Genomic DNA, 25,178 nt, shown 5'->3' on the forward strand with positions numbered 1-25,178 from the left:
CTATACTTGCGCGCCTGCCGGGCCCTGCCTGGCAGCCGCCGTACACCACGCGCCCGTAGCTCAGCCGGATAGAGTAGTGGCTTCCGAAGCCATTGGTCGGGGGTTCGAATCCCTCCGGGCGCGCCAATCGCTACTGGGACAAATCCGGGACAGCGCCTGATGGCCGCTGCTGTTGAAGTGGGTAAAGTTGCGGCAATGGGCCCTGCATGTGGCCATCCAGAGCGCCTTTGCCTGGAACGACTCCCATCTGCTCGAGGAGATCCTTAACAGAACGGGCGCCCTCGCGGGCGCCCGTTCTTCATGGCCGGATCGCGGCCGGGCTTACCACTGGGCGCGCAGGCCCAGCATCGCGTTGCGCTCGTCGCGGGTGAAGGCGGCATCCACGCCCACCGACCACATGCCGTCGATGTGCCAGCGGGCGCCCAGCTCGACGATCGCATCGCGGTCGTAGAACACCCAATCGCGGCCGTCGACGTCGATCAGGCCGGCCTTGATCGAGGCCTCCACGTCCTGCGAGAGCATCGAGCGCAGGCCCACGGTGGCCTGCCAGCCGTCCTCGCGCACCGAGTCGCCGCCGCCCTTGCCCTTGATGCGCAGGGCCTTGGCATCCAGCACCAGGTGCAGGCGCTCGTCGATGGCGAGGGCGTAGCCGAGGCCGAGGCTGCTGCGGCGCAGGTCGAGGTCGACCCCGGCGGCATCGGCGGCATCGGTGTCGGCGATGTCGTGGCTGGCGGTGGCGAACAGGCCGGTCTGGCCGAAGGCCAGGCTGCCGGCGATGCCGCCGCCCTTGCCGTTCACAGTCAGATCGCTGCTGCCGAGCGCGTCCACCTGGACATGGGCGAGGCGGCCTTCGACATAGGTGTAGGACAGGCCCTCACCCTTGGCCTGAGCGGCCGGGGCGGTGGCGAGGGCGAGGCCCAGCAGGGCAGCGAGAGAAGAAGTACGGGTCATGGTGTTGCTCCTTGGGATCGGGGCCGGGGCGGATGCCCGGCTCGTGGCCCGCCGTCATGGCGGGGCGCGAAGGGTGCCACGGGAGCGCGGGTTTGGGCAGACTCGGGGTCTCACCCGCTGGGCGGGGCGGGCTGCCACCCTGGCTGCAGAGCGTGGCGTTCCTCAGGGCATCTTTCCCCCGGCGGACGCCCCGAACTGCGCTGTGAGCCGCTCGCGAAGGCCGCCGCTGCGGCGGACCGGCCGGCTCACGCCGGCGCGCAGTACCGCCTCGCTGGCATGCAGGGTGAGCGCGTGGCGGGCCCGCGAGGCGGCGGTGTAGAGCAGCTCGCGCGAGAGCAGCGGGTGCTGCGGGTCCTCCGGCAGCAGCACGGCCACCGTGCCGTATTCCGAGCCCTGGCTCTTGTGCACGGTGAGCGCGCAGGCCGGGGCATGCGCCGGCAGGGCGCCCAGGGGGAAGGCGCGCGGGCCATCCCCGGTGTCGAACCAGGCCCGCAGCCGGCCGTCGGCGCCGAGCAGGCAGAGGCCGACATCGCCATTGAACAGGCCGCTGTCCGGGTCGTTGCGGACGATGATGAGCGGGCGGCCGGGGTAGTGCGGGCCGGCCTCCGCTGCCGGGCCTCCGGCCAGCGCGCGGCGCAGCAGAGCATCGAGCCGTGTTGCCACGGTCTGGCTGCCGCGCGGCCCCTCGCGGGTGGCGCACAGCCACTGCCGCTGGCGCAGCCCGGCCAGGGCCGCGCCGGCGGCCTCGCGCGCCGCCGCGGGCTCGGCCGGCAGGGGCGGGGATTTCAGGTCCGCGGCGAGCCGCCGGGCCCAGTCGCGCAGGGCCGCCTCCAGCGCCGCCGGGCCGGCCAGCGGGCGCAGGGCCAGCGCCGGGTGGGCGCCGAGCGCGGCGAGGCTCGCCCCGGCATCGCCGGAGGCGATCGCCGTGTTCAGGGCCGCGAGCTGGGTGTCGGCGCGGAAGCTGTGGCGCAGCCGCACCAGCGGCGCCCCGGGTCGGGCCTCCAGGGCCTGTACGAGGTCCTGCAGGGCGCTGCCGGGGCCGACCGGGCTCAGCTGCTCGGCATCGCCCACCAGCCAGAGCGGGGTGCTGGCGGGCAGGGCCTCGAGCAGGGCATCGAGCTGGGCGAGGTCCAGCATCGAGGCCTCGTCCACCACCACGAGCTCGGCCTCGATGGGGTCGCGGGCATCGCGGGCGTAGCGGTGGCGGGCGGGCTGGTAGCCGAGCAGGCGGTGCAGGGTGCTGGCCTCCGGCAGGGCGAAGCCGGCCAGCGCCGCGTCCCAAGGGCCACCGGCCAGCGTGGCGGCGAGCCTTGCCCGCCCCTCGCGCATGGCTTCCACCAGGCGCTGCGCGGCCTTGCCGGTGGGGGCCGCCACCCGCACGCGCGGCGGGTGCCCGAGCTGATGCTGCCGGGCCAGCAGCATGCGCAGCACGGTGGTGGTCTTGCCGGTGCCGGGGCCGCCGGTGAGCACGAACAGCCGGGCCTCGCCGCAGCGCCGCACGGCCTCGCGCTGCGCCGTGTCGCGGCCGTCGCCCGGGCCGCCGAACAGGGCCTCCACCGCCTCCGGGGCCAGCGGCCCGGTATCGGGGTCACGGGCGCGGGCGGCCAGGGCGGCGGCCACCCGGGCCTCGGCCTGCCAGTGCCGCCAGAGGTACAGGCGCTGGTCGCCTTCGCGCACGAAGGGGGTGCGCAGCGCGCCCGTGCCCACCCAGCCGGGCGCATCGAGGGCGGCCGGGTCCAGTGCCGGGTCCTCGGCGTGGGCGCGGGTGAGATCGAGGGCGGTATGGCCCTCGGCCTCGGCCGTGGCGAGGGCGGCGGCCCAGCGGGCGAGGGCGGGGCCGCCGCCATGCGCCTCCACCCAGCGGGCGAGCAGGCGGGCGCTCATGCCGCGACCTCCGCTTCGCCGGCCAGCAGGGCATCGGCGGTTTCGACGAGGGCATCGGGGAAGCGCTCGCTCCACACCCCCCAGCCCGGCCCCAGGCCCACGGCGCGCAGGAACAGGTAGACCGGGGCGCCGAGATGCTCGGCGATGCGGTAGGCCGCGCCCCGGCGCTGGCGCAGCAGGCGGTGCAGGGCCACGGTGTAGAGCAGGGCCTGGAAGCGGTAGTGGTGGTGGTCCATCAGGCGGGAAAGAGCCTCGGGGTGGCCGCCCTGGGGCAGCTGGTTGCCCTTCCAGTCGAGCACGTGCACGCGGCCGGCATGCTCGAACACGAGGTCGATGGCGCCATCGAGGCAGCCGTCGATGCGGGCGGGCGTGCCCTCCGGCACCAGCCCGGGCAGGCCGTGGCGCTCGCAGGCGCTGCGCAGGGCCTGCAGCGAGGCGTCGCCAAGGCGGAGGTGGAAGGCCATTTCGTGCCGTTGCCGCTCGGCCGGCAGAGTGGCCAGCACCAGCGGTTCCGTGTGCCCGGGCAGCCAGAGCGCGGTCTGGCGCACCCGGTCGAGCAGGGCGGCCACCCGCGGCGCCAGCTCGGCGAGCGGTGGGCCGCCTTCGCTGCGCACACCATGCTGCTTCAGCGCCGCCAGCACCCGCTCCGATTGCGGGGCGAAGCATTCGCCGGGGCGGGCGGCCTCCAGCAGTGCGTGCAGGGCATTGCCGAAGCCGGTGCCGCGCACGGCGTCCAGTGCCCGCAGGGCCGCCTCGGGGGCGGCACGGGACGGGGGATGGGCGGCGTCAGGGGCCAGACCGGCGGCGGCTGTGCCGGGGCCATCGCCGGCGGAATCCGTCTCCAGCGCCTCCGGGGCATCGTCATTGGCCGCGGGCAGCGCCTCGTCGTCGGCAGCCGCGGCCTCCAGCAGCGGCTCGCCGGCACAGCGCACCAGCCCGGTGAAGCTCCAGCGTCCGGGCAGGCGGAAGGGCCCGGGGGGCGGCGGGGCCTCGGCCTCGAGGCGCTGGCCGGGCGGGCTGTCGGTGGATTCGGAGGGTGGGGGGGCGGGTACTGCCGGCGCAGTCGCCACGACGGGGCCTGCGGCGCTGGCCAGTGTGATGCCCGGCGCCGTCGCGGTGCCTGGAGTCTCCTCGGCCTCCGGCCAGCCCTCGTGCCAGGCGATCTCGGCCGAGGCCCGGCAGGCCGCTTCGAGCCCGCGGTCCAGCAGGCTGTCGAGCGGTGAGCGTGCCGGGTCGGTCTTGGGCTTCGACGTGCCCGCCCCCCGGGATCGCTTGGCCGGCCGCGTGTTCGGCAGCAGGAACACATGGCAGGCCTGCTTGGCCCGGGTCAGGGCCACGTAGAGCAGGCGGAAGCGTTCCTCCTGCTGGGCGCCGGCGAGCCGGGTGCGGGCCGCTTTCTCGAACAGGGCTTCACGCTCCCCGGCCGTATCGGCGGTGTCGAGCGGGATGCCCTTCTCCGATGACCGTGCCTCCGCGCCCCAGAGCGTGGGCAGCAGCACCACCGGGAACTCCAGGCCCTTGCTGGCATGCAGGGTCATCAGCCGCACCCGCCGCTGGTCGCTCTCCAGCCGTAGGCGGCGCTCGCCGCGGCCTGCGTCTTCGCCCTCGTCCGCTTCCTCGCCTTCGCCCAGGCGCTGCGCGCGCAGCCAGTCGAGCAGAGCGCCGGGGGAATGCCCCTCGGCCTCGCGAGCGGCCAGCAGTTCGCCCAGATGGCGCAGGTCGGTGGCGAGGCGCTCGTCGTCACTGCCGCGGCGGCGGCGGGCCTGCTCCAGCAGGGCGAACACCACGGCGAGCACGCCCTCGCGCCGCCAGCGCTCGCGCCAGTCGAGCAGGCGCTCACGCCAGGGCTCCAGCCCGCCGGCGGCTTCCAGCGCCGGCAGTTGTCGCGGACCGAGGCCGAGGCTTTCGCTGAGCAGGGCGGCGCGCAGGGCGCCCACGTCCTGCGGGTGCAGCACGGCATGCAGCACCAGCAGCAGGTCGCGCGCGGCCTCGCTCTCGAACACCTGCAGCCGCGATTGCGCGGCGCAGGGAATGCCGCGGCGCTGCAGCAGGCGGCGAAGATCGTCGATCTCGGTGTTGGTGCGCAGCAGCACGGCAAGATCGCCGGGGGCGAGCGGGCGGCCGTGGGCGCCCAGGCGGTAGCGCCCCGGGGTCAGCAGCCGGGCCACCAGCTCGGCGCAGGCCGCGAGGGCCCGGGGCCGCGCGGCGGCATTCGGCAGGGCCTCCGTCAAGGCGTGCACCTGCAGCGGCGAGGCCACCGGGCGCCCCCACTCGTGCAGGCGCTCGGCCTCGGCGCCGCCGCCGGCCTGCACCGGCCGGTAGCGGATGTCGTGCCCGGGATCGGCGGAGAGCACCGCCCGCGGCCCCTCGAAGAAGGCATTGCAGGCAGCCACGTAGGCGGTGCTGGAGCGCCGGTTGGTGTCCAGCGTGAGCCGATGCCCGGCGCCGCGTGCGGCGCGCAGGTAGGTGCCGATATCGCCACCGCGGAAGCTGTAGATGGCCTGCTTCGGGTCTCCCACCATCACCAAGAGGCCGCGCGGCGTTCCGGCTGCGTCGCGGAACCAGCGGTCGAGCAGGGCGTATTGGCTGCCGTCGGTGTCCTGGAATTCGTCCACCAGGGCCACCGGCCAGCGGGCGGCCAGGGCGTCGGGCAGGGGCGAGCCGGGCGCCACCACCTGGGCCTTTGCCAGTTCGATCAGGGCGTCGAAGCTGAGCTCGTTGGCCTGCCGGGCGCGCTGCTCGCGCCAGCGCCGCAACTCGGGGGCCCAGGCGGCCCAGAAGCGGCGTTCGCTCGACTGGGCGCGGGCGAATTCGGGGGCGATGGCGGCCAGGGCGGCGCGGAAGGCCGGGTCCTCGAGCACGGCGCGGGCGGGGTCGAGCACCCAACTATTGATACTGGCCTCGGCGAGGTTCCCGACGCTTTCGGGCAGGGGGCCTTCGCCCTCGAGAAAGGCGAGCAGCGCAGAGGCTTCCTTCAGGAAAACGGAGCGTCCGTCCTTGTAATGCTGCCTGTTTGCCAGCACCCGCAACGGCTCGCGCAGCCCCGCGTCGAAGCGCGCCCGCAGTGTGGCTTCGTCGAGCGGCGGGCTGACCCGCGCCCCCGGTTGCAGCAGGCTGCCGACTCGGCCCACGAGTATTCCGAAGCGCTCGAGCCCCTCGGGCAGGCAGGCGGCTTCGGGCCCGCTGCCCGGGGGGGTCAAGCCGGCGCCGAGGTGGCGCAAGAGATCGCGGGCCAGGGCCTCGCGCAGGTCCTCGCCCTCGGTGAGGCGCGGGGTGGCGAAGCCAAGCCCGCTCTCCATCGGCTGCTCGCGCAGCAGGCGGTAGCACAGGCCGTGCAGGGTGCCGATGGGGGCCCGATCGAGCCGGGCCAGCGCGGTGAGCAGGTGCAGGCCATCGCGTTCCCGCTGGCCCGGCGCCGCCCAGCGCTCGAGAAGCCAGGCCCCCACCGGGTCCGTGGCGTCCGCCGCCCCGTGGCGCGACCACTCGAGGGCCTGGGTCAGCCGCGCGCGCAGGCGCTCGCCGAGTTCCTGCGCGGCGGCGTCGGTGAAGGTGGCCACGGCGATGCGCTCCGGCAGCAGGCGCTGGCCCGCGTGCTCGCCCTCCAGCAGCAGGCGCAGGTAGAGCGCGGCCAGGGTCCAGGTCTTGCCGGTGCCGGCGCTGGCTTCCACCAGCACCCGACCCGCGAGGGGCAGACCGCGCCAGTCCGTTACCGGGCTCATGCCGCGTCTCCCGTGCGCCCGGCCTTCGGCGGGCGCGGGTGGGGGGGAAGCCGCTCGTAGCCGATCAGGGCCTGCCACAGCGCCTGCAGGCGCTGGGCATCCGTGGCGAAGCGTTCCACCTCGCCATCGCCCGGCACGAAGCGCCAGGCCCGGCCCCAGAGCGCGGCATAGCCCGGGGCGCGGTCGCGCTCGCCGCGCTGGTGCGGTGGGCTGCCGGCCCAGGCCTCGGCCACCCCCTCGGGGCCGTGGTCGCCTATCCAGGCCGCCGTCCAGCTGGTGTCCGGGGCATAGCGGCGTTCGCCACGCAGCACGCCCTCGCGGAAATCGATCAGGGCCTCGAGGAAGGCGGCATCGCGGGCGGGGTCCGGAGGCAGCGAGGCGAGCACGGCGCCGGCCTCATGCACGCCGTCCTTGCCGAGCAGGGCAAGCCCCGGGGGCGGGTGGCCGGCGAGCCGCAGCGCGGCGCCGGCGATGGCCAGCGGCAGCAGGGCACGGAAGCCGAGGGACTTGCGCTCGCGCCCGTGGACCTCGATGAGCCAGGGGCGGCCCGAGGCCTCATGCCGCAGCAGAAGCCGGCCCTCCAGCACCCGGCCACCGGACAGCGGAACCCGCAGGGCGAGCGGCTGCGGCGGCGAGAGCGGACCCTCGGGGGCGGGCTCGCTGGCGCGCAGCGCCCCCAGCAGGAAGGTCGCTTGGTTCCATTCGATGGCGAAGCGGCGTTCGCCCAGCGCGCCCGGGGGCAGCCGGCCGCCAAGCTGCAGGGTCTCGCGCAGCGCGTCGGGCACCGTCTCGGTCCCGGCCTCGAGCGCGGCAAAGAACAGGTCCCGGGCAAAGCCTTCGCGGTGATCCGCATCGGGCGCCAGCGGCTCGTCCTCGTCCAGGCGATCGTCCTCCAGGGCCGCGAGCCGCAGCCCGAGTTCGCTGCGCAGCACCTGTTTCGCCGGGTCGCGGAAGAACTCGATGAGCGCCCCGAGGCTCGGCAGGGGGCGGTCTTCCTTGATGGCGGGCGGTGTGCTGCCGGGCGCCGCCTGCTCGCGGACCGCCACGCTGCACACCGCGGCTTCGGCGGGCGTGATCTCTGGTACCGAACGCGGCAGCGGGGCGGGGGGCTGCAGCGGGGCCTGCCATGTCCAGGGCCAGCCTGCGGCGGGGCAGACCGTGCCCGCGGGCGGCACGAAGCGCGCCAGGGCTTCCAGCAGCTCGGCCAGCGGGGCGGCGGGATTGCGCGGCCGGCCATCGTCGGCGCCAAGGCCGAGGAAGCTCAAGTGCAGGCGGTCGCGGGCGGCCATCAGGGTTTCCAAGAAGAGGTAGCGATCATCGCTGGCGAGGTCGCGGTCGCCGGGGCGCGGGTGGCGGGCGCGCAAGTCGAGGCCGTCGTCCGCCGTCGGGCGCGGCAGCTGGCCCTCGTCGAGGCCGAGCACGGCGATGACGCGGAAGGGGATGGCGCGCTGCGGCACCATGCCGCAGAAGGTGATGCCGCCGGCGAGGAAGCGCTGGCGTTCCGGCACCGCCTCGAGCTTCGCCGCCAGCGCAGCGCGCACCGCCGCCCAGGGCAGCGGTGCCTCCTGCCGGGCCTCGCGCCATTCCTCGGCCAGGGCTGCCACCTGCGCCCGTGCGCCGGTGATCGCCTCGCGGCTCGCCTCATCGCCCGGCGGTGCCTGGAACAGGCCGTCGATGCGTTCCAGCAGCCGGGCTTCCCAGTCCTCGGGTGGCAGGCGCAGCGTTCCGAGCGCCGACCAGGCGCGGAGCTCTTCGAGCAAGGCCTGCAGACGTTCGAGCCGTTCGGCGATGCCGCCGTCGATGCCCTCGCCGGGCAGTACGCGCTGGCCGTCCGGCAGGGTGAGCGGTTCGGGATCGCGCTCGCCGAAGACCAGGCCGGCCACGGCGCGGTCCAGGCCCCAGGCGAAGGTGTGGGCGGGCGTCGCAGGCGCGCCGTTGCGGGCGCGGTCCTCGGCATCCAGGCCCCAGGCCACGCGCAGCCGGGCGAGGGCATGGCGCAGGCTGCCCTCGTCCTCGCCATCGAGGCCGAAGCGCCGGGCCACCGGCGGCAGGGCCAGGAGGTCGAGCACGCCCTGGGCACTGAGCCGCGTGCCGGGCAGGGCGAGTGCCGTGAGCAGGGCGCGGTAGACCGGGTGCAGGGCGGCCAGCGGCACGTCGGCCGCATGCCAGGGCCAGGGCCCGTCGCCGCGCCCCGGCTCGCCGAACACCGCCGGCAGCAGGGCGCGGTAGCGTTCCGGGTTGGGCGAGAGCACGCCGACCTCGGAAGGCTGCAGGTCGGGCAGCTCGCGGAAGGCATGGGCGAGCGCGGCGCGCAGCATCTCCAGCTCGCGCAGCGGGCTGGCGCAGCGCAGCACGCGCAGGCTGGCGTCATGAGCGAGCGCGGCAAGGCCCTCGGCATCCATCCGCATCGCTTCCGGGGCATTGCCGCGCAGGCTGCGCTGCACCCGGTCGAGCAGGTGCCGCGGCGGCGAGGCCTCCTCGGCATCGGCGCCATGGCGCTCGTCCAGCGCCAGCTCGCCGTCTTCCAGCGCCAGCAGGAAGTGCTGGCCGAGCCGGCCCCAGGCGGCGAGCAGGGGATGGTCGAGGGCGAGGAAGTGCGATTCGCCCAGGTCTTCGGCCTGCATGGCCTGGCGCAGTGCGCGGCGGTCGGTGCCGAGGCCCAGCCAGTGCACCCGGCAGGGATCGGCCACGTGGAACACCACCGGGCGCCAGCGCGAGAGTGCCCGCAGCACCGCCAGTTCCGGGGGCGGCAGGTGGGCGAGCCCGAACACATGCAGCGGGTCGCGGGCCAGGCCCGGCGGGCACTCCCGGGCCTCGGCCAGATGCTGCGCGAGGCGCCGGAGCCGCTCGCCGCGGTGCGGGCCGAAGGCCGCGGACTGGGCGGCGAGGCCGCGCCAGGCCTCGGCCAGCAGGGCATCGTCGGCCACCGCCGGCCGACCGCGCTCCCAGGCCGCGAGCCAGTCCTGGCGGTAGAGCATCAGCGGTGCCAGCACCTCGGCGAGCCGCTCGGCGAGGGCGAAGGCCTGCCGCCCATCGTCGCCCTCCAGCAGGGCCTGTACCCGGGCATCGGCGAGCGTGGGCAGCAGCGAAAACAGGCGCCAGCGCAGGCGCTCGCGCTGCCAGCCAGGCAGGGGGTCGGTGCCGAGGCACTGCCGGGCCAGGGCCTCCAGCCAGGGGCTGGGCAGGGCGAGCTCGAGGTTGGCGACGATGCCCTGCGGGCCGCGCTTCTGGCCCAGCTGCTGGCGCAGCCAGGGCCGCAGGCCGGGATGGCCCACCAGCACCGTCTGCGGGGCCAGCAGGCCCTCGGGCCGGAGGTGCTGCAGCAGGGCCTCGAGCGGGTCGACCAGGGCCTCCAGCCGGCTGGCGCGGAACAGCCAGAGGCCGCGGTCGGGGTCGATCATCCAGTCCTTGCGCATGCGCGGGCGGGGTCCTTGCGGTGGGCGCGGGCATCCTCCCGCGCCGGTGTCTCAGGACCGGAGACTCTAGCGCGCCCCTGAGGATGACGGGCGGCGGTGGGCGCGGCCCCGCAAGGATGGGCCGCGCCTGCGACGCTTCAGCCGAAGATCAGGGGGGCTTTATGCCTCGGCTGCTTAGGTCTGCGTGCGCGAACGCAGCCAGGCCACGGCCTCGTCGCGCAGGCCGAGCAGCTGCGCTGCCATGAACACCGACTGCACGCCCCCCGCCGAATGCAGCCAGGCATCGCGCTCGTTCCAGACGGTGCGGGCCCAGCCCATCGGGTCGCGCCCGGTGCGCGGCGGCAGCGCGGCCTCGGCCGCGGTGTCGGCCGGGGATTCCGGGAAGCGCTTGCCTGGGGCGGGAGCGGGGGACATGCCCTGAGCCTCGGGGATTCCCGGTCGCCCTGCAGTCAGCCAAGCCCTCCGTCTGGCGTAGGAAAATACTGAGCCCATTTCGCCCGTTTGCCTGTCCCGTCGCTTCCGTGCATCCCTGCCTTGCCTGCGGTGCCTGCTGCGCCGCGTTCCGGGTGGCCTTCCACTGGAGCCTTGCCGCCCCTTACCACCCTGAGGGCCCGGACGAAGCCCTCACCGTGCGCGTGCGGCCCTTCGAACTGGCGATGCGCGGCACCGAGGGCGGCAGCGCGCCGCGCTGCATCGGCCTGCAGGGCGAGGTGGGGCGGCGGGTGGCCTGCCGCCTGTACGAGCGCCGGCCGCCGCCCTGCCGCGAGCTCATGCCGTCCTGGGAGGATGGCCGGCCCAGCCCGCAGTGCGATCGTGCCCGGGCCCGCCATGGGCTGCCGCCACTGCGTCCCGCAGACTTCACCCCGGCGCCGCCCGGGGAGCACACTCCGCCCTGGGCGGGTGAGACCGGGGGCGGGGCGGCGGATGGCGGACGCGCAGGGCTCGGGTGAATCCAGCGTCGGCCTGGTGCTGACCGGCGGCGGGGCGCGCGCCGCCTACCAGGTGGGCGTGCTGCGCGGCATCGAGCGCATCCGCCTGGAGTGCGGCGCCGGCTTCGGCCCGGCGGGCACGCCCTTTCCCATCCTCACCGGCACTTCCGCCGGGGCGATCAATGCCTCGGCCCTGGCCAGCGGTGCTGACGACTATCCGAAGGCCCTCGATCGCCTCTACCGCACCTGGCGCGATTTCCAGGCCGGCCATGTCTACCGGGCCGACGCCTTTGGCGTGGTGCGCTCCGGCGCCCGCTGGCTGACCATGTTCACCATCGGCTGGGCGCTGGCGCGCTGGCGCCGGGCACGGCCGAAGTCCTTGCTCGACAACACCCCGCTCGCCGAGCTCCTCGCCGAGATGGTGCCGCTGGAGCGGGTGCCGGACCTGGTGCGCCGCGGCGTGCTCGCGGCCTTCGCCGTCACCGCCTCGAGTTACACCACCGGCAGCCACATCACCTTCTTCGAGGCCCGCGAGGGCGTGGCCCCCTGGGTGCGTTCGCAGCGCCTCGCGGTGCCGGCCCGTATCGGTGTGCGCCATCTGCTGGCGTCTTCGGCCATTCCCTTCGTCTTCCCCGCGCAGTCGCTCGAGGTGGGCGGGCAGCGCCACTGGCTGGGCGATGGCTCGATGCGCCAGACCGCACCGCTGTCGCCGGCCATCCATCTCGGGGCGCAGCGCCTGCTGGTGATCGGGGCCGGACGCCTGCACGAACCGGCGGGCGAACGCCGCGAGGCCGGTGGCTATCCCTCGCTGGCGCAGATCGGCGGCCATGCGCTGTCGAACATCTTCCTCGATGCCCTCGCGGTGGACATCGAGCGTGCCCAGCGCATCAATGCCACGCTCGCGCTGCTGCCGCCGGAGCTGCGCGCCCGCTCTGCGCTGCGGCCGGTGGAGCTGATGGTGATCGCGCCCTCGCAGCGTCTCGACGACATCGCGGCGAGGCACGTCAATGCCCTGCCCGGGCCGGTACGCACCATGCTGCGGGCGGTGGGCGTCAACCAGGGGGCGGGCAATCCCGGGGCCAGTGCGGCCGGTGGCGGTGCGCTGGCGAGCTATCTGCTGTTCGAGGCCGACTACACCCGGGAACTGCTGGCCCTGGGCGAGGCCGATGCCCTGGCGCAGCGCGAAGCGGTACAGGCCTTCTTTCACTGGCCGGCGCCGGCCGGACGGGCGCGGCTCGGCGCGGCCCTGCCCTGAGTCTGTGCCGCGCGGAGTGCCCATCCACGGGACTGGTCCCGGAGGCGCTTTCCCCAGGTGGCCCGGAACCGCGACAATGGCGGTCCACCGTTTCCCGGAGGCTCCATGTCGCATGCGCCCACGCCGCCCGCCGGCGGCGAGAAGATCACCATCCACGCCGGCAAGCTCCATGTCCCGGCCAACCCGATCATTCCCTTCATCGAGGGCGACGGTACCGGCCCCGACATCTGGCGCGCCAGCGTCCGCGTGCTCGATGCCGCCGTGGCCAAGGCCTATGGCGGCGCGCGCAAGATCCACTGGATGGAGGTGCTGGCCGGCGAGAAGGCCTTCAACCTCACCCAGAACTGGCTGCCTGACGCCACCGTCGAGGCCTGCCGCGACTACCTCGTCAGCATCAAGGGCCCGCTGACCACCCCGGTGGGCGGCGGCATCCGCTCGCTCAACGTCGCGTTGCGGCAGATGCTCGACCTGTACGTGTGCCTGCGTCCGGTACGCTGGTTCCAGGGCGTGCCCTCGCCGGTGAAGCGCCCGCAGGACACCGACATGGTGATCTTCCGCGAGAACACCGAGGACATCTATGCCGGCATCGAGTTCGACGCCGGCTCGGCCGACGCGCAGAAGATGCTCGACTTCCTCGCCAAGGAGTTTCCGAAGGGCTTCGACAAGATCCGCTTCGGCACCAAGGCCAAGGGCGATGCCTGGAACCGCCAGCTCGAGGCCATCGGCATGCCGGCGCGCGACCTGCCGGTGCAGGTGGGCATCGGCATCAAGCCGGTGAGCTACCTCGGCACCGAGCGCCTGGTGCATAGCGCGATCAGCTACGCGATCCAGAACGGCCGCAAGTCGGTCACCCTGGTGCACAAGGGCAACATCATGAAGTTCTCGGAAGGCGCCTTCCGCGACTTCGGCTACAAGGTGGCCCGCGACTTCTTCGGCGCGGTGGAGCTCGACGGCGGCCCGTGGCACGTGATCCCGGAAGGCAAGCCGGGCGCGGGCATCGTCATCAAGGACGCCATCGCCGACGCCTTCCTGCAGCAGATCCTGCTGCGGCCGAAGGAGTACGACGTGGTGGCCACGCTGAACCTCAACGGCGACTACCTCAGCGATGCCCTCGCGGCGCAGGTGGGCGGCATCGGCATCGCGCCGGGCGCCAACATCAACTACGTCACCGGCCACGCGGTGTTCGAGGCCACCCACGGCACCGCGCCGAAGTACGCCGGCCAGGACAAGGTGAACCCGGGCTCGGTGATCCTCTCCGGCGAGATGATGCTGCGCTACATGGGCTGGACCGAGGCCGCCGACGCCATCCTCAAGGCGATGGACGGCGCCATCGGCAGCAAGCGCGTCACCTACGATTTCGCCCGCCTGATGGAGGGCGCCACCGAGGTGAAGTGCAGCGAGTTCGCCGACGAGATCATCAAGCACCTCTGATCGCGTCGCGCGACGATGCACGGACGACGGGGCGCGCAGGCGCCCCGTTTCCGTTTGCGTCCTGCCCTCCGTGCCGGTGCCGTACCGGCGGCCCTCCCGGGCCGACCGGCTCAGGTGTGGCCGGCGATGGCCGCGGCCGCCAGCACGCCGGTGGTGAGCAGCACCGCGAGGCAGGCCGGCAGGGTGCGCCGCAGGAGCTCGCCTTCGCGGCCGGCGAGGCCCACCGCGGCGCCGGCCGCGACGAGGTTGTGCGGGCAGACGAGGTTGCCCACCGCGGCGCCCACGCCCTGCGCGGCCAGCACCAGGCTGGCAGGCAGGCCGAGTTCGTGCGCGGTCTCCAGCTGCAGGCTGGCGAAGAGCAGGTTGGAGGCCGTGGCCGAGCCGGTGACGAAGCTGCCGAGGGCGCCGAGGGCGGGGGCCGCCATCGGCCATGCACCGCCCACCGCCGGCACGGTCGCCGCCTGCAGGGCCTCGACCATCCCGGCATGCAGCATCAGCCGGGACAGGGCGAGCATGGCCAGCAGGGCCAGCGCCGCCGGCAGGAGGCGGAGGGCCGATGCCCGGAAGACCGGGGCAAGCGAGGCCAGCGGCCGGCCCTGCACCCGGCAGCCCAGCAGCAGCGCCAGCAGGAGCAGGCTGCCCGGATGCAGCAGCGGGTTCACCCACCCGCCAAAACCGCCGTCGAGCCGCCACTGCCATTCCGCGGCGGCGAGTGCATCGGCGAGGCCGGGCAGGAAGCGGGTGGCTAGCACCAGGGCCACCAGCAGCAGGTAGGGCGCGAAGGCGCGGGCCAGCCCGGCCGCCTCGAGGGGCGGCGCGGCCTCGGCGCGGGGGGCGACGGCGCGCAGGCCCAGCACCATCAGGCCGAGCCCGAGCAGGGCGCCGCCGAGGGTGGGCAGTTCAGCCCCCACCCAGGCCGCCAGCGCGAGGTTCGGCAGGAGGAAGGCCAGCAGGGCGGCGAGGGCCGCCAGCGCCGGCACCGGCGCGGCGAGGCCCGCCGGGCTGGCGTCCGTCCGGGGCGCCCGGGCAAGCCGCCGCAGCGCGACCATCAGCACCGCGGCGGCACCGGCATTGAGCAGGGCGGTGTGGGTGGCCAAGGGCTGCAGGGGTAGCCCGGTGACCGACTGCTGGGCCAGCAGCGGGGTGCCCAGGGCCCCGAAGGCGACACCGGCGGCGTGGCCGACCAAGGCCATGAGCACGGCCTGCAGCGGCGGCAGGCCTAAGGCCACCAGCAGGGGCGCGACGATGGCCGCCGAGGTGCCGAAGCCGGCGGCGCCTTCGAGGAACAGGGAGAGGAACCAGGCGAGCAGCAGGCCCTGGAGCCCCGGCGAGGGCGTGAGCCGGCCGATCGCCTCGCGCAGCTGCTGGAAGCTGCCGGCGGCCGACTGGTGGTGGAAGAGGGCGAGGGCCGGCCAGAGGATCCAGAGGATGGTGGCGGTCTGGAAGCCGGCCTCGAGGGCGAGGCCGCCCAGCCATGCCGGGAGGCTCGCCGCCTCCGGCCGGAACACGCTGAGGGCCAGCCCGAGGCCTAGGGCCAGCCCGGCCCCGGCCGCGCGTCCGGCCGACCAGCGGGCGCCGAGCATCAGCCCCAAGGTGGCGAGCAGAGGCAGAGCCGCGAGCAGGGCCTGCATGCCGCCTCAGCCGGGCCCCAAGGCCACCGGATGCAGCGGTGCGCCGCGGGCCTCGAAGGCCTCGGCATTCGCCAGCGTGGTCTCGGCGATGGCCTTGAGGGCCTGCACGGTGAAGAAGCCCTGGTGCCCGGTGATCAGCACGTTCGGGAAGGTGAGCAGGCGGGCGAAGACATCGTCCTGCAGCACCTCGGCGGAGTGGTCCCGGAAGAACAGGTCGGCCTCTTCCTCGTAGACGTCGAGCGCCAGCCCGCCGAGCTGCCGGCGCTTGAGCGCGGCGATCAGGGCCCGGGTATCGACCACCGCGCCGCGGCTGGTGTTCACCAGCAGGGCGCCGGGCTTCATCGCCCGCAGCGCGGCATCGTCGATCAGGTGGCGGGTGGCGGGGGTGAGCGGGCAGTGCAGGCTCAGCACGTCGCTCTCGGCGAACAGGGTCGGCAGTTCGGCGTAGTGCACCCCGGCGGCGGCGAGGGCCGGGTCCGGCGCCGGATCGAAGGCCAGCACGCGGGCGCCGAAGGCGAGCAGGATGCGGGCGAAGCAGCCACCGATCTTGCCGGTGCCCACCACACCCACCGTGCTGCCATGGAGGTCGAAGCCGAGCAGGCCGTCGAGGGCGAAATTGCCCTCGCGCACCCGGGCGTGGGCGCGGTGGATCTTGCGGTTCAGGGCCAGCAGCAGGGCCACGGCGTGTTCGGCCACCGCATGCGGCGAGTACTCCGGCACCCGCGCCACCGCGAGGCCCAGCCGCGCCGCGGCGCCGAGGTCCACCTGGTTGAAGCCGGCGCAGCGCAGCAGCACGAGGCGGATGCCGAGGGCGTGCAGGGCGGCGAGGGTGTCGGCGTCGAGGCGGTCGTTGACGAAGGCGCAGACCGCCTCGCTGCCGGCGGCCAGTGTTGCCGTGCCCGGTTCCAGGCGTGCCTCGAGGAAGTGCAGGACATGGCGGCCGGCGGCATTGGCCGCCTCGAGGAACTCGCGGTCGTAGCGCTGGCTGCTGAAGACGCTGATGCGCATCCTCATTCCTCCAGGATGCGGCGCGCCCAGGCCTCGGCCTCGGCGAGGCTGTCGAAGGTGGCGAAGCGGCGGCCCGCCGCCCGGAAGAGCTGCTCGCCGCGGGGCAGGAACAGCGCCCGGCCCTCCACCCCGGGGCCGGCGATCCAGGCCGTGGCCCGCAGCGGCAGGCCGCTGGCATTCACCTGCTGGAGGAAGGCCGCCAGCCCGTTCCAGGCCTCCGGCGTGGCCAGCATCGAGTGGCGGAATTCGGTGAGGTTGACGAAGGGCCGGCCGGGCGGCAGCGAGGCATACAGCGGAGCCATCTGCGTGGCGAAGGCCTGCATGGCCTCGCCATTGAACGGGCCTTCCGCCACCACGTGCACCAGCGCGCCCTCGGCCCAGGCCGTGGTCCGGCCATGCGGGCGGAAACCGTCCGGCCCGGGGCCGGCGGGCGGGACGGGAGGGGGCGGCGTCATGGCCATAGCGTCTCCTGGGCGAAAGGCAGGCCCACGACCTTAGCGCCGCGACACCGGCCTTGCCATGCGCATAACGCGCAGCCCGCGAAGCTCGCCCCCTCATACCGTCTGCCTCGAGGAGCTTGAAGTCCGATGCGCCCGTCCCTGATCGCCTGCGCCCTGGCCGCCCTGCTGGCCGCGCCCGCCCTCTTCGCCCACGACCATGCCCCTGCCCCGGCCGCGGCCGGACAGTCCGCGATCGAGCGCGCCCTCGCCCCGGTGCTGGCCGGTGACTGGCGCGATCCGGCCAACGTGGCCCGCGACCGCTTCCGCAATCCCGGCCCGACCCTGGCCTTCTTCGGCGTGCGGCCCGACATGGCGGTGCTGGAGATCACGCCCGGCGGCGGCTGGTACGCCGAGATCCTCGCCCCCTACCTGCGCGAGTCGGGGCGCTACGTCGGCGCGCTGAACGACCCTGCCAAGGCTGCCAACGAGCGCGCCTCGGCCTATTTCGCCCGCCAGAATGCCGCCCTGCGCGAGCGGTTCGCCGCGGCCCCGCCGCTGTTCGACCGCGCCCGCCTGGTCGAGTTCGATCCCCAGGCGCCGGTGTTCGGCGAGCCGGGCTCGATGGACGCGGTGCTGACCTTCCGCAATGTCCACAACTGGCGCATGAATGGCCAGGAGGCGGGCATGTTCAAGGGCTTCTTCGAGGTGCTGAAGCCCGGCGGCGTGCTCGGCGTGGTGGAGCACCGCGCGGCCGCCGACGTGCCGGCCGACGACCGTTCGGGCTACGTCGGCGAGGCGCAGGTGATCGCCATGGCGGAAGCGGCCGGGTTCGTGCTGGAGGCGAAGAGCGAGATCAATGCCAATCCGAAGGACACGAAGGATCATCCGAACGGGGTCTGGACCCTGCCGCCCACGCTGAACGTTCCGGAGGGCGAAGACCGGGCGAAATACGAGGCCATCGGCGAGTCCGACCGCATGACCCTGCGCTTCCGCAAGCCGGCAGGCTGAGCCTAGACTGCGCGCACGCCGCTCCGTCCGGGGCGGCGATCACCCTGCCACAAGGAGCTCCCCCCATGCGCCGCCTCGCCCTCGTCCTCGCCCTCTCCGCTTTCGCCGGGGGGGCCCTCGCCGCCCCGGAAACCGTCCGTATCGGCCAGACCGTGCAGGGCGAGCTCACCACCAACGATGCGCCGCGCGACGATGGTGGCGTGAGCAAGGACTACAAGGTCGAGGCGAAGAGCGGGCAGTTCCTGATCGTCTCGGTGGTCTCCGACGACTTCGACGGCCACGTGACCATCTACAACCCGGACCGCAGCAAGGCGGCCGAGAACGACGACCGCGCCGACGGCAACCTGAACCCGCTGGCCGTGGTCGAGACCAGCCAGGACGGTGTGTACACGGTGCGCGTGGGCTCGCTCGGTGGCGGCGACCGCTCCACCGGCCGCTTCACGATGAAGGTGGTGGCGTTCTCGGAGTAAGCGCCGCCCGCGCCAGCGCCCCGGCCTCGGCCCCGGGCTGGGGCCGGCCGAACAGGAAGCCCTGGAACTGGTCGCACTCGCCCTCGGCCAGCACCGCGGCCTGGCGCTCGCTTTCCACCCCTTCGGCCACCACGCCGATGCCGAGCTTGTGCGCCAGGGCGATCACGCCGGCGCAGAGTTCGGCATCGCGGCGTTCGCGGTCCACCCGCTGCACGAAGTGGCGGTCGAGCTTGAGCGTGGCCACCGGCAGCTGCTTTAGCTGCTCCATCGAGGTCCAGCCCGAGCCGAAGTCGTCGATGGCCAGCGTGGCGCCGGCGTTGCGCAGGGCCCGGAGCCGTGCCAGCACCTCGCCCGGCCTCCGGGGCTCCATCAGCATGGCCTCGGTCAGCTCCAGCTCCAGCCGCTCCGGTCCGAGGCCGTGGCGGGCCAGGCTCTCCGCGATCTGCGCGGGCAGCGCCGGATCGCGCAGCTGCGAGGCCGAGAGGTTCACCGAGACCCGGACCTGGCCGGCGCCCTCGCGCTCCCAGGCCGCCATCTGCCGGCAGGCTTCCTCGATCACCCAGCGCCCCAGCGCGGCGCCCAGGCCCAGCCGTTCCGCCAGCGGTGCGAACTGGCCCGGCGGCAGCAGGCCGCGCTCGGGGTGGCGCCAGCGCAGCAGGGCCTCGAAGCCGGCGAAGGCGATGCCCCGGCGCAGCACCTTGGGCTGGTAGTGCAGCTCGAAGCCGCCGTGGGCCAGCGCCTCGCGCAGGGCGGGTTCGAGCGCGCGGTCGCGGGCATCGGCGCGCGGGGCGGGGGTGGCGCGCTTGGCGGGGGGCATGGCTGCGTTCCGGGCGCTTCCGCCCGGCTCCTCCGGGGGTCGCGTGCGACAGTAGCAGAGCTCGCTGCTGGCGGCGCCTTTCAGGCCTCGCCGGTCTGCAGCCGCCACAGGGCGGCATAGGCGCCGTTTTTCGCCAGCAGTTCCTCGTGGGTGCCGGATTCGACGATGCGTCCGCGCTCCAGCACGTGGATGGCGTCGGCGCGGCGCACCGTGCTCAGGCGGTGCGCCACCACCAGGGTGGTGCGGCCCTTCGCATGCAGGGCCAGCGAGTGCTGGATGGCGGCCTCGGTCTCGTTGTCGATGGCGGAGGTGGCCTCGTCCAGCACCAGGATGGCCGGGTCGCGGTACAGCGCCCGGGCCAGCGCGATGCGCTGGCGCTGGCCGCCGGAGAGCCGGGCGCCGCGCTCGCCCACCTCCGCCGCATAGCCGCCGGGCAGGGCGAGGATGAACGCATGCGCCTCGGCGGCGCGGGCCGCGGCCTCGAGGCGCGCCTCGTCGATGCCCTCGCTGCCGTAGGCGATGTTCTCGGCCACCGTGCCATCGGTGAGGAAGGGCTCCTGCGCCACATAGCCCACGTGCCGGCGCAGCTCCACCGGATCGATCGTGGAAAGATCGATGCCATCGAGCAGGATGCGGCCCTGCTGCGGTTCCAGGAACCCGAGCAGGCGCTTCAGCACCGTGCTCTTGCCGGCGCCGGTGGCGCCCACCAGGGCCACGGTCTGGCCGGGCCCGACGCGGAAGTCCACGTCCTCCAGCGCCACCTGCCCGGCATAGGCATGGCGCAGGTGCTCGAACACCAGCTCGCCGCGCGGCCGGCCGGGCAGGGTGCCGGCGGGCCGGCGCGGCAGCGGCGCGTCCAGCAGGTCCATCACCCGCTGCACCGAGGCCATCGAGCGGTTGTAGAGATCGGTCATCTCGGCCAGCCGGGTGAGCGGCCAGAGCAGGCGCTGGGTGAGATAGACCAGGGCCGAGTAGCTGCCAACGCCGAGCTCGCCCTGCAGGGTGAGCCAGCCACCGTAGAACAGGGTGACCACGAAGCCGGCCAGCACCGCCATGCGGATCACCGGGGTGATCGCCGCCGAGAAGCGGATCGCCTCGGCATTGGCGGCGCGGAAGGCGTTCGAGGCCTGCTCGACGTGACGGCGCTCGATGGCCTCGGCGGTGTAGGCCTGGATGGTGGCGAGCCCGGCGAGGTTGTTGTCGAGCCGTGCCGAGACGTTGGCAGCGGCCTCGCGCGCCGCGGCATAGCGTGGCTGCAGCCGGCGCTGGAACCAGAAGGCGCCGAACAGGATCAGCGGCACCGGCAGCAGGGCGAGCGCGGCGAGGCTCGAGGTCATGGCGAAGAAGAACAGGCCCACCAGCAGCGAGCCCACCGCCACCTGGATCAGGTCGTTGGCCCCGGTGTTGAGGAAGCGCTCGATCTGGTTCACGTCCTCGTTGAGCACCGCCATCAGCCGGCCGCTGCGGGCTTCGGAGATCGCGCCGGGCGGCTGCTGCTGCAGGTGGGCGTAGGCGGCCAGACGCAGCTCGTGCTGCAGGTCCTGGGCAAGGCCACGCCACTTCAGGGCATAGAGGTACTCGAACAGCGACTCGAATACCCAGATCAGCACCGTGAGCACGGTGAGCGCGGCGAGCTGGTGCAGCGGATCTTCGATGCCGAAGCGGGAGACGAAGCTGTCCTCGCGGTTCACCACCACATCGATGGCCACGCCGATCAGGATCTCGGGCAGCACGTCGAAGAGCTTGTTCAGCACCGAGTAGACGGTGCCGAGCAGGGCATTGCGGCGGTAGGCGCGGGCGAAGCCGAACAGGCGCGAGAGCGGATGCATCGGCCAAGGATAGACTGCGCGCCATGCTGATCGCCTTCCACAAACCGATGCACGTGCTCTGCCAGTTCACCGACCGCAGCGAGCCGCCGCGGCGCACGCTGGCCGGCTTCGGCCTGCCGAAGGGCGTGTATGCGGCGGGGCGGCTCGATTACGACAGCGAGGGCCTGCTGCTGCTGACCGACGACGGCGCCCTGGTGGCGGCGATCGCCTCGCCGAAGTTCGACTGGCCGAAGACCTATCTCGTGCAGGTGGAGGGCATGCCCGACGAGGCCGCCCTCCGGGCGCTGCGCGAGGGCGTGCAGCTCAACGACGGCCCGACGAAGCCGGCCGAGGTCGAGTGCATCGAGGCACCGCCCTGGCTGCCGCCGCGCGAGCCGCCGGTGCGGGTGCGCAAGACCGTGCCGGACGCCTGGCTGCGCCTGACGATCCGCGAAGGCCGCAACCGCCAGGTGCGGCGCATGACCGCAGCCGTGGGCCTGCCCACCCTGCGCCTCGTGCGCGAGGCGATCGGCCCGTACCGGCTGGACGGCCTTGCCGCCGGTGCCTGGCGCGAGGAAGCACCGCCCACGCTGCCGGCGCGCCTGCGCCGCAGCGGAGCACCGCGCACGCCGACCACCTCCTCGCGCGCTTCGCCCGACGCGCCCGGCAGGGCCGGAGGCCTCATCCGTCCCTGGCGCCGCGATGGGCGTTGACGAGGATTTCAGCGCTGCTCGCGCCACCAGCGCGCCAGGCGCGCCAGGCCTTCCTCCACGCTCACCCGCGGCAGGTAGCCGAAGTCCTGCCGCGCCGCCGTGAGGTCGTACCAGTGCGGGGTGGCGAGCTGCTCGGCCACGAAGCGGGTCATCGGCGGCTCGCCCTTCAGCGGCAGCGTGTGCCAGAGCGCTTCGCACAGGGCGCCGGCGGCATAGGCCACGGCGAAGGGCACGCTGGCCTCGATGCGCGGCTCGCCGGCGGCGGCGAGCAGGCCGTTGACGATCTCGCGCACCGGCAAGGGCTCGCCATTGGAGATGAAGTAGGCGCGGCCGGCGCAGGCGGCGCCCGGCGAGAGGGCCCTGAAGGCCAGCACATGGGCCTCGGCCGCGTTGTCCACGTAGGTGGTGTCCATGCGGTTGTGGCCGCCGGCGATGAAGCGCAGGCGGCCGGCGCGGGCGCGTTCCACCAGGCGCGGCAGCAGGTTGGTGTCGCCGGGGCCCCAGATCAGGCGCGGGCGCAGCGCCACCGTGGCGAGCACGCCGCCGCCCGCCACCGTCATGCCGTTCGCCGCCAGCACCGCCTTCTCGGCGGCCTGCTTGGTGCGCGGATAGGGTGCCTTGAAGGCCGGGGCGTAAGGGGTACTGGCCTCGTTGCCGCCCTCGCAGGGCACCCGGCCGTTGTGCGCCACGCTGGGCGTGGAGGTGTAGACGAAGCGAGTGATGCCCTGCTCGCGGCAGGCCGCGAGCAGGTGCCGGGTGGCCTCGACGTTCGCTGCCACGTAGCTCGCCTCGCTGCCCCAGTGCCCGGCCTTGGCGGCGTTGTGGAACACCGCCTCGACGCCCTCGCAGGCGCGGCGCGCATGCCCGGCATCGGCAAGATCGCCGAGCCGCTGCTCGATGCCGAGCGCCGCCAGCGCGGCAGAGGGCCGGCGCTGGGTGCTCACCACCTCGTGGCCTTCGGCCAGCAGGGCGCGGCACAGGGCCTGCCCGAGGAAGCCGCCGCCGCCGGTGACCAGAACCTTCATCCGGGCCCCTCCTTCAGACCAGGCCGCGCAGCTGGGTGGCGGCCCAGGCAGTGAGGGCCTCGCGGCCGATCTTGGCATTGTGGCGGATGTCCACCGGGAAGCCCGGGTGGCGCAGGAAGTGGTGGATCCGCGCCGTCTTCGCATCGCGCATCGCCAGCCGCTCCAGTTCCGCCTGCACGTGCACCCATTCGTCCTCGGGCACGCCGGGCTTCAGCTCGACGCAGAGCACCGGCACCTGCATGCCGCGCTGGCCGAGGCCGACGAGGGCGGTGCGCGCCACCCGGCGGTGGGTGTTGAAGATCGGCTCGATCTGCTCAGTGGCCATCAGTCCGCCTGCGGTTTCCACGCGGTGGCTCTTGCGGCCGCAGAACCACAGCCGGCCCTCGGCATCGAAGTAACCGAGGTCGCCCATGCGGTGGACGATGCGCTCCTCGCGCGCCGAGACGCGCTCGCGGATCTTGGCCAGCCGCGTGGCCTCGGGGCGGGCGAAGTATTCGTCGGTGGCCGACGGCCCGGCCACGGTGATCTCGCCCACCACGCCCGGCCCGACCACGAGATCCTCGCGCCAGTAGGGGATGGCCTCGTCGGTGATCTTGAGGATGCGCACGGTGTTGCCGGGCACCGGGCGGCCCACGCAGGTGCCGGCGCCGCGCTCGGTGGCTTCGCGGGTGGTTTCCAGCTCGCGGGCCTCGACCACCGCCACCGGCAGGCACTCGGTGGCGCCATAGGGCGTCCAGAACTGCGCGTCCTCCGGCAGCAGGCGGCGCATCGCGGCCACCACGTCCGGCGGCACCGGCGCCCCGGCCGACGTCACCCGGCGCAGCGTGGGCAGCGGCTCGCCATGCTCGGCCAGCACCCGCATCAGGGCCGGCGAGCCGAACAGCTGGGTCACACCGAAACGGCGGATGGCTGCGTGCAGCATGCGCGGGTCGGCTTTCGCCGGCCGCGTCGGGTCCATGTCCGGGATGATCGAGGTGAGGCCCAGCGCCGGATCGAACAGGGCGAAGGGCGGGAAGGTGGGCAGGTCCACGCCCCCCGCCTCGATGCCGAAAGCCTCGCGCAGCAGCGCGATCTGGGCGAGGAAGTGGCGGTGGCGGTAGACCACGCCCTTCGGCACGCCGGTGGAGCCGGAGGTGAAGAGGATGGCGGCCACCTCGTCGCCGTGGGTATCGGCCAGCATGCCGGTGGGCTCGCCCTTCGCCGCCTTCGCGGCCAGCCGGGCGGCACCCCGGCGCTCCAGCCGGGCCAGGGTCTCGCCGCCCCAGAGCGGCCAGAGGCGGGTGCCCACGGTGACCACGCGGCGGAGGGACTTCTGGCCCCAGCCGAACAGGCGGCGGCCGAACTGCGCCAGCGGAATGCCGATGAAGGCCTCGGGGGCCGCCTCGTCCAGGCACTGCTTCAGCGCCGCGCGGTCGATGCCGGGGTCCACCAGCACCGGCACCGCGCCCAGCTTGAACAGGGCGAACATCAGCAGGAAGAACTCCGGCGAGGGCCGCACCATCACCACGGTGCGCATGCCGCGGCGGATGCCGTAGGCCTCGAGGCCGGCGGCGATGGCATCGGAGCGCTGGTCGAGCTCGCCGTAGGTGAGCACCACGTCGTAGCGGGCCTGGCCATCACTCCCCCTGCTGCCGGGGCAGCGCATGGCCGGCTGCCCGGGGCGTTCGGCGGCGATGCGCGGCAGCACGGCGGCGATGTTGCAGGGGGCCGTCATCGCTGCGGAGTCACAGCGGGTTTTCGTCGAGGAAGCGGCGGATCGCCGGCACCAGCACCGCGTGCTTGTCCTCCAGCACGTAGTGGTGGGCATCCTCGAAGGCCATCACCTCGGCCTTGGGCAGCGCGCGGGTGAAGCCGTCGAGGAAATGCCGGTCGAACACGAAGTCCTTCAGGCCCCAGCCGATGAAGGCCGGGCGGTCGGCGTATTCGGGCAGCACCCGCGCCGATTCCTCGACGAAGGCCCAGGCCCGGTCCTTCGGCGAGAGCGGGATGTCCTGCACGAAGCGCAGGGTGCCGATACGGTTCTTCCACGAGTCGTAGGGCGCCAGGTAGGCCGCGCGCACGGCGGGCGGAACCTTGTTCGCCACGCAAAGATCGATGGTGCCGGCGGCGAAGGCATTGAAGCCACGGATCAGCAGGGCGCCGATGTTGTAGTTGCGGCCGAGCTGCAGCTGCCAGGGCAGGGGCTTCTCCTTCGGCAGCGGGAAGGCGGCGGTATTGGTGATGACGAGCCGCCGCACCCGCTCGCGGCGCTTCAGCGCCCAGCCGAAGCCGATCATGCCGCCCCAGTCGTGCACCGCCAGCGTCACCGGGCCGTCGATGCCGAGGTGGGCGAGCAGCTTCTCCACATCCTCGATGCGCGACTGCAGGGTGTAGCGGTAGCGTTCGTCATCGGGCTTGTCCGAGAGACCCATGCCCACATGGTCGGGCACGATGCAGCGGTAGCGGTCGCGCAGGCCTTTCACCAGGTGGCGCCAGTAGAAGCTCCACGAAGGGTTGCCATGCAGCATCAGCACCACCTCGCCCTCGCGCGGGCCTTCGTCGAGGTAGCTCATGGCGATGCCGGCGCCGCGGTCGAAGCGCCGGGGGGTGAAGGGGTAGTCGGGCAGCGTGTCGGGCGCGGGCGCCATCGTGGATCCTTGCAGGGCGGGCCGGGGGCTGCCGGCCATCTCAAAA

General features: G+C 73.8%; 18 protein-coding genes, 1 tRNA gene and 1 pseudogene. 7 read left to right on the forward strand and 13 right to left on the reverse strand.

Features of this window, described 5'->3' with window-relative positions; translation table 11 throughout:
• The first annotated feature begins 49 nt into the window (after positions 1-49).
• Positions 50-126: transfer RNA gene (locus tag G408_RS0110650), tRNA-Arg, on the forward strand.
• Positions 127-321: 195 nt separating this feature from the next.
• Here the strand turns inward: G408_RS0110650 and G408_RS0110655 are convergent.
• The 5 genes from G408_RS0110655 to G408_RS0110680 all read right to left on the reverse strand — a co-directional run bounded on the left by G408_RS0110655 (position 322) and on the right by G408_RS0110680 (position 10,384).
• A complete protein-coding gene (locus G408_RS0110655) occupies positions 322-951 on the reverse strand; it encodes a hypothetical protein (protein ID WP_028771072.1) in 630 nt (209 codons plus the stop codon).
• A gap of 162 nt (positions 952-1,113) precedes the next feature.
• Positions 1,114-2,835 (reverse strand): exodeoxyribonuclease V subunit alpha, encoded by a 1,722-nt coding sequence (gene recD, locus G408_RS14375; protein WP_051282903.1) that lies wholly within the window; start codon positions 2,833-2,835, stop codon positions 1,114-1,116.
• Complete coding sequence (locus G408_RS0110665; RefSeq protein ID WP_028771073.1) at positions 2,832-6,554, reverse strand: UvrD-helicase domain-containing protein; 3,723 nt, start codon at positions 6,552-6,554, stop codon at positions 2,832-2,834. Before G408_RS0110665 ends, recD begins: the two co-directional genes overlap by 4 nt.
• Positions 6,551-9,970 carry an exodeoxyribonuclease V subunit gamma gene (locus G408_RS14380; RefSeq protein WP_051282904.1) on the reverse strand — a complete coding sequence of 1,140 codons (3,420 nt, stop codon included), beginning with the start codon at positions 9,968-9,970 and terminating at the stop codon, positions 6,551-6,553. The genes G408_RS0110665 and G408_RS14380 overlap by 4 nt, the downstream gene beginning before the upstream one ends.
• 174 nt (positions 9,971-10,144) lie before the next feature.
• Positions 10,145-10,384 carry a hypothetical protein gene (locus tag G408_RS0110680; protein ID WP_028771074.1) on the reverse strand — a complete coding sequence of 80 codons (240 nt, stop codon included), beginning with the start codon at positions 10,382-10,384 and terminating at the stop codon, positions 10,145-10,147.
• Between the two features lie 107 nt (positions 10,385-10,491).
• Here G408_RS0110680 and G408_RS14385 point away from each other — a divergent pair, with 107 nt between their 5' ends.
• The 3 genes from G408_RS14385 to icd all read left to right on the forward strand — a co-directional run bounded on the left by G408_RS14385 (position 10,492) and on the right by icd (position 13,585).
• The gene (locus G408_RS14385) at positions 10,492-10,920 is read left to right on the forward strand and encodes a YkgJ family cysteine cluster protein (RefSeq protein WP_156890129.1); all 429 of its coding nucleotides are present in this window, start codon (positions 10,492-10,494) and stop codon (positions 10,918-10,920) included.
• Positions 10,895-12,154, forward strand: a complete 1,260-nt coding sequence (locus tag G408_RS14390; protein WP_037412940.1) for a patatin-like phospholipase family protein — start codon at positions 10,895-10,897, stop codon at positions 12,152-12,154. Before G408_RS14385 ends, G408_RS14390 begins: the two co-directional genes overlap by 26 nt.
• Positions 12,155-12,259: 105 nt before the next feature.
• Positions 12,260-13,585, forward strand: coding sequence for an isocitrate dehydrogenase (NADP(+)) (gene icd, locus G408_RS0110695; RefSeq protein ID WP_028771075.1), 1,326 nt, complete (start codon positions 12,260-12,262; stop codon positions 13,583-13,585).
• Positions 13,586-13,695: 110 nt separating this feature from the next.
• Here icd and G408_RS0110700 read toward each other — a convergent pair whose 3' ends face one another.
• Genes G408_RS0110700 through G408_RS0110710 form a run of 3 tightly spaced genes read right to left on the reverse strand, consistent with a single transcriptional unit; the run spans position 13,696 to position 16,679 of the window.
• Positions 13,696-15,216, reverse strand: coding sequence for an L-lactate permease (locus G408_RS0110700; protein ID WP_028771076.1), 1,521 nt, complete (start codon positions 15,214-15,216; stop codon positions 13,696-13,698).
• 6 nt (positions 15,217-15,222) lie between these two features.
• Positions 15,223-16,224 (reverse strand): 2-hydroxyacid dehydrogenase, encoded by a 1,002-nt coding sequence (locus G408_RS0110705; RefSeq protein WP_028771077.1) that lies wholly within the window; start codon positions 16,222-16,224, stop codon positions 15,223-15,225.
• A gap of 2 nt (positions 16,225-16,226) precedes the next feature.
• Entirely contained in the window at positions 16,227-16,679 is a 453-nt protein-coding gene (locus G408_RS0110710; protein WP_028771078.1) for a hypothetical protein, read from the reverse strand.
• A gap of 132 nt (positions 16,680-16,811) precedes the next feature.
• On the opposite strand from G408_RS0110710, the gene G408_RS0110715 reads away from it, so the two are divergent.
• Together G408_RS0110715 and G408_RS14395 are read left to right on the forward strand one after the other, a co-directional pair.
• Positions 16,812-17,672 (forward strand): class I SAM-dependent methyltransferase, encoded by an 861-nt coding sequence (locus tag G408_RS0110715; protein WP_028771079.1) that lies wholly within the window; start codon positions 16,812-16,814, stop codon positions 17,670-17,672.
• Positions 17,673-17,737: 65 nt separating this feature from the next.
• Positions 17,738-18,142 (forward strand): PPC domain-containing protein, encoded by a 405-nt coding sequence (locus G408_RS14395; RefSeq protein WP_051282905.1) that lies wholly within the window; start codon positions 17,738-17,740, stop codon positions 18,140-18,142.
• Here G408_RS14395 and G408_RS14400 read toward each other — a convergent pair.
• Entirely contained in the window at positions 18,111-18,959 is an 849-nt protein-coding gene (locus G408_RS14400; protein ID WP_028771080.1) for a putative bifunctional diguanylate cyclase/phosphodiesterase, read from the reverse strand. The genes G408_RS14395 and G408_RS14400 overlap by 32 nt on opposite strands.
• A gap of 80 nt (positions 18,960-19,039) precedes the next feature.
• Complete coding sequence (locus G408_RS0110730; RefSeq protein ID WP_028771081.1) at positions 19,040-20,788, reverse strand: ABC transporter ATP-binding protein; 1,749 nt, start codon at positions 20,786-20,788, stop codon at positions 19,040-19,042.
• A 23-nt stretch (positions 20,789-20,811) separates the two neighbouring features.
• Here G408_RS0110730 and G408_RS14405 point away from each other — a divergent pair.
• Positions 20,812-21,378 (forward strand): annotated as a pseudogene (locus G408_RS14405) (pseudouridine synthase); the annotation flags it as partial.
• 110 nt (positions 21,379-21,488) lie between these two features.
• On the opposite strand, the gene G408_RS0110740 reads toward G408_RS14405, so the two are convergent.
• Genes G408_RS0110740 through G408_RS0110750 form a run of 3 tightly spaced genes read right to left on the reverse strand, consistent with a single transcriptional unit; the run spans position 21,489 to position 25,132 of the window.
• A complete protein-coding gene (locus G408_RS0110740; protein ID WP_028771082.1) occupies positions 21,489-22,505 on the reverse strand; it encodes an NAD-dependent epimerase/dehydratase family protein in 1,017 nt (338 codons plus the stop codon).
• A 13-nt stretch (positions 22,506-22,518) separates the two neighbouring features.
• Positions 22,519-24,219, reverse strand: a complete 1,701-nt coding sequence (gene oleC, locus G408_RS0110745; RefSeq protein ID WP_028771083.1) for an olefin beta-lactone synthetase — start codon at positions 24,217-24,219, stop codon at positions 22,519-22,521.
• Positions 24,220-24,229: 10 nt separating this feature from the next.
• On the reverse strand, positions 24,230-25,132 hold the full coding sequence (locus G408_RS0110750; protein ID WP_028771084.1) for an alpha/beta fold hydrolase: 903 nt from the start codon (positions 25,130-25,132) through the stop codon (positions 24,230-24,232).
• Positions 25,133-25,178: the final 46 nt, after the last annotated feature.

The sequence above is a fragment of the Silanimonas lenta DSM 16282 genome, assembly GCF_000429065.1.
Taxonomy (GTDB): domain Bacteria; phylum Pseudomonadota; class Gammaproteobacteria; order Xanthomonadales; family Xanthomonadaceae; genus Silanimonas; species Silanimonas lenta.

Coding starts and splice junctions, on each gene's coding strand:
- icd (WP_028771075.1), top strand. CDS start 12,260: ATGTCGCATGCGCCCACGCCGCCCGCCGGCGGCGAGAAGATCACCATC.
- G408_RS14380 (WP_051282904.1), bottom strand. CDS start 9,970: ATGCGCAAGGACTGGATGATCGACCCCGACCGCGGCCTCTGGCTGTTC.
- G408_RS0110665 (WP_028771073.1), bottom strand. CDS start 6,554: ATGAGCCCGGTAACGGACTGGCGCGGTCTGCCCCTCGCGGGTCGGGTG.
- G408_RS0110705 (WP_028771077.1), bottom strand. CDS start 16,224: ATGCGCATCAGCGTCTTCAGCAGCCAGCGCTACGACCGCGAGTTCCTC.
- G408_RS14390 (WP_037412940.1), top strand. CDS start 10,895: ATGGCGGACGCGCAGGGCTCGGGTGAATCCAGCGTCGGCCTGGTGCTG.
- G408_RS0110710 (WP_028771078.1), bottom strand. CDS start 16,679: ATGACGCCGCCCCCTCCCGTCCCGCCCGCCGGCCCCGGGCCGGACGGT.
- G408_RS0110655 (WP_028771072.1), bottom strand. CDS start 951: ATGACCCGTACTTCTTCTCTCGCTGCCCTGCTGGGCCTCGCCCTCGCC.
- oleC (WP_028771083.1), bottom strand. CDS start 24,219: ATGACGGCCCCCTGCAACATCGCCGCCGTGCTGCCGCGCATCGCCGCC.
- recD (WP_051282903.1), bottom strand. CDS start 2,835: ATGAGCGCCCGCCTGCTCGCCCGCTGGGTGGAGGCGCATGGCGGCGGC.
- G408_RS0110715 (WP_028771079.1), top strand. CDS start 16,812: ATGCGCCCGTCCCTGATCGCCTGCGCCCTGGCCGCCCTGCTGGCCGCG.
- G408_RS0110700 (WP_028771076.1), bottom strand. CDS start 15,216: ATGCAGGCCCTGCTCGCGGCTCTGCCTCTGCTCGCCACCTTGGGGCTG.
- G408_RS0110740 (WP_028771082.1), bottom strand. CDS start 22,505: ATGAAGGTTCTGGTCACCGGCGGCGGCGGCTTCCTCGGGCAGGCCCTG.
- G408_RS0110730 (WP_028771081.1), bottom strand. CDS start 20,788: ATGCATCCGCTCTCGCGCCTGTTCGGCTTCGCCCGCGCCTACCGCCGC.
- G408_RS0110750 (WP_028771084.1), bottom strand. CDS start 25,132: ATGGCGCCCGCGCCCGACACGCTGCCCGACTACCCCTTCACCCCCCGG.
- G408_RS14395 (WP_051282905.1), top strand. CDS start 17,738: ATGCGCCGCCTCGCCCTCGTCCTCGCCCTCTCCGCTTTCGCCGGGGGG.
- G408_RS0110680 (WP_028771074.1), bottom strand. CDS start 10,384: ATGTCCCCCGCTCCCGCCCCAGGCAAGCGCTTCCCGGAATCCCCGGCC.
- G408_RS14400 (WP_028771080.1), bottom strand. CDS start 18,959: ATGCCCCCCGCCAAGCGCGCCACCCCCGCCCCGCGCGCCGATGCCCGC.